The organism is Bradyrhizobium genomosp. I (2014) (genome assembly GCF_000261685.1).
Lineage (GTDB): Bacteria > Pseudomonadota > Alphaproteobacteria > Rhizobiales > Xanthobacteraceae > Bradyrhizobium.
On the sequence record NZ_AJQE01000139.1, the window covers coordinates 1 to 3090 of the forward strand.

The 3090-nt window shown below is 63.9% G+C and carries 4 protein-coding genes and 1 tRNA gene; all 5 read left to right on the top strand.

Annotated features, from left to right (window positions below):
* Positions 1-430 (top strand): aminomethyltransferase beta-barrel domain-containing protein (locus IC50_RS13205; protein ID WP_035704912.1); only part of this gene is annotated, 430 nt, incomplete at its 5' end.
* A gap of 146 nt (positions 431-576) precedes the next feature.
* Positions 577-1215 (top strand): class I SAM-dependent methyltransferase, encoded by a 639-nt coding sequence (locus IC50_RS13210; protein WP_035704914.1) that lies wholly within the window; start codon positions 577-579, stop codon positions 1213-1215.
* A 44-nt stretch (positions 1216-1259) separates the two neighbouring features.
* Positions 1260-1616, top strand: a complete 357-nt coding sequence (locus IC50_RS13215; RefSeq protein WP_035704916.1) for a hypothetical protein — start codon at positions 1260-1262, stop codon at positions 1614-1616.
* Between the two features lie 307 nt (positions 1617-1923).
* Positions 1924-2000, top strand: a tRNA-Met gene (locus IC50_RS13220).
* A 74-nt stretch (positions 2001-2074) separates the two neighbouring features.
* On the top strand, positions 2075-2521 hold the full coding sequence (locus IC50_RS13225; protein ID WP_050990978.1) for a hypothetical protein: 447 nt from the start codon (positions 2075-2077) through the stop codon (positions 2519-2521).
* Positions 2522-3090: the final 569 nt, after the last annotated feature.

Here is a 3090-nt window from a genome sequence, read left to right on the forward strand (position 1 = left end):
CACCGTGGGCCAGCGCCGCGGCCTCGGCATCGCCTCCGGTTCGCCGCTGTTCGTGGTGCGGATGGATGCAGCGCACCGCCGCGTCGTCGTCGGCCCGCGCGATGCGCTGAAGATGCACCGCATCTCCTTGCGCGACGTCAACTGGATCGGCGACGGCGACATCGACCGCGCCATCGGCGGCGGCCTCGAGATGTTCGTGCGCGTGCGCTCGACCCGCAGCCCCCAGCCGGCGTGGCTGCGCGGCGGCAACGGCCATTACGAGGTCGAGCTCGTCGCCGGCGAAGAGGGCGTCTCGCCCGGCCAGGCCTGCGTGTTCTACGACGCTGCCAACGGCCAGGCCCGCGTGCTCGGCGGCGGCTTCATCCAGAGCGCCGCGGCGAAGGTTGGCGCGGCCGCATCGCGCCCGCTCGCGGAAGCCGTGCGCGGCTGAGGATGACGAGATCCAGCCCGGCTGTCGCCGCAACGACGGTGCGCCGCCTCTTCCGCTTGCGGGAGAGGCGCTAGACCAATTTCGGGGCTGGCTTCGATCTCACCAATGATCATTACTCTCTAGAGTTTCGCGTAAGGGCAGGGGGCATGGCAGCAGACATCTCGCGGGCCGGGGTCGAGAAGGCCTATGGCCGCTGGGCGCCGGTCTACGATCTCGTGTTCGGCAAGGTGTTCGACGCCGGAAGGCAGTCGACCATCGCCGAGGCCGACCGCATCGGCGGCCGCGTGCTCGACGTCGGCGTCGGCACCGGGCTTTCGCTGTCGGACTATTCACGCACCACGAAGATCTGCGGCGTCGACATCTCGGAGCCGATGCTGCGCAAGGCGCAGGCGCGCGTGCGGAGCTTGCGCCTCTCCAACGTCGAAGTGCTCTCGGTGATGGATGCGAAGAACCTCGCTTTCCCCGACAAGTTCTTCGACGCGGTGGTGGCGCAATATGTCATCACCGCCGTGCCCGATCCCGAAGGCACGCTCGACGAGTTCGTGCGCGTGCTCAAGCCCGGCGGCGAGCTGATCCTCGTCAACCACATCGGCGCCGAGAGCGGCCCCCGAAAGCTGTTCGAGCTCGCCTTCGCACCCATTGCCCGCCGCCTCGGCTGGCGCCCGGAATTCCCCTGGGCCCGCCTGGTGAACTGGGCCGCAAAACACGGCGGCGTCATGCTCACCGAGCGCCGCCCCATGCCGCCGATGGGCCATTTCTCCCTGATCCGCTACGTCAAATCGTGATGGCTAGCTGGGAACGCGCGCGGTGATCGGCGCGTTTCCCTTCCATGCGCACGACATCGACCATCATCCTGGCCAGCCTCCTGATCGCCGCCTCCGGCAGCGCGATCGCGCAGGCCCCGCCCGCCCCGGCGACGCCGCCGCAAGCGACCGCGCCGCCATCCCCGCAACACGCCACCAACTGCACGCCGCAGGACCGGCCGGGCCGCTTACCGGACGGCACCACCACCGGTCAGTCCCGGGAACCGCTCGGCGACAAATTGGCCAAATCGGACGGCGTGCTCTGCCCACCCTCGGGCGTGGACCCCGACATGCACGCCCCGGCGCCGAGCACCGGCGGCACCATGCCCGTCATCCCGCCTCCCGGCAGCCCCGGCGGTGACCCCAGCGTGAGGCCGAAATAGGCGCGCTCTTCGCCCAAACGTCGTCATGCCCGGGCTTGTCCCGGGCATCCACGTTCTTTGGCCCGCGAATCAAGGCGTGGATGGCCGGGACAAGCCCGGGCATGACGGAATCAGCGGGAAGTTCCACTCAAAACAGCCATTTCGTCCTATCGACGGACGTGTCGCGCCGGCTTGTCCGCCGAAGCCACTTGGCGAAGGCGGAAGCTTTCGCGAGAGCGGAAGCGAAGGCGGATTGACTTCCCGCCGCCCCCTTCCTTATATGCCGCGCGTTCGCGAGATCGGCCTTATTCGCCGCCGCGATCCGTGTGGCGGGGTAGCTCAGCTGGTTAGAGCACGGGAATCATAATCCTGGGGTCGGGGGTTCGAGTCCCTCCCCCGCTACCAAGCACAACTAAACAGCTGATATTTTTATAGAATTTCGAGTACATTCGACCCGATGCCAACGGGTCGCGTTATGCATGTCCGACCAGCTTAAACTTGTAGTGCTTCATCGGAGCGGTTGCCCCGCGAAGATGGAGAGGTACACGTTCGATTTTGTCGTCAACGGGCAATCTCTCTTTGCTGTCACCGGTGCCTCCAACTTGGATTTGTCCGGCTGTCTTTCGGTCCCTCAACGAGAGCCCGAGCTTGCCCTTCGCCTCAACGATAGACTCGCGCGACTTCTGACGTCGGCCGTTCCGATCGGCGGGAGTAACCGCGTCGCTCTGTATGTTTGTCCGGAGTGTGGAGACCTTGCGTGCGGAGCTATCACCGCGCTCGTGTCGCGGAGCGAAGGCGTCGTGCATTGGTCCGACTTTGCGCACGAGAATGAAGATGACAGCGAAACCAAGCTGATGAAGGTCGGCCCCTTTGCGTTCGACTGGACATCCTATGTGACCGAAATCGAACAAGCTTGCGTTGGCTGACAAGTGCGTAGGATGGGTAGAGCTCTTGCGAAACCCATCACGGTTCACGTCGGGTGGTATCGATGGGTTTCGCTTCGCTCTACCCATCCTACGAGCTGCTTTCTACCCATTCTACGTGCTCTACCGCATCCTGCGGCTATGCGTCGATCGAGATCAGCCATTCAACGAGAATGTCTGCGAGGCTATCGGAGGATCCCGCCCGATAGCTTTCGAGCACGGCAAAGATTCTGAGTGCCCTTTGTGTTAAAGGTTTCGCCATGTTGAGCTGAATCCATAAGTCGAGATGACTCTAGGATTGCATCGTTTCAGGACGGTGTCTCGGCAAATTTGGTGTGAGGCCAGTATCTTTCCCCTCAATCGAATTTGGTCGATGTCTGTTTCGCACCTCGTCAACCCCTCCCCGCAAAAATATTCCACTTTACCGAAATTCGGAAATATCGTATATCCCGCCCATCCCGGCTCATCTTGAGGGGCGATCACGTCGTCGTCTTGTTCGCGAGCCGGGCTTGCGGTGGACGCGGCAGTGTCGGGCGCGCAGCCAAGGGCAGGGCGGATTGCTCTCCGTGAGC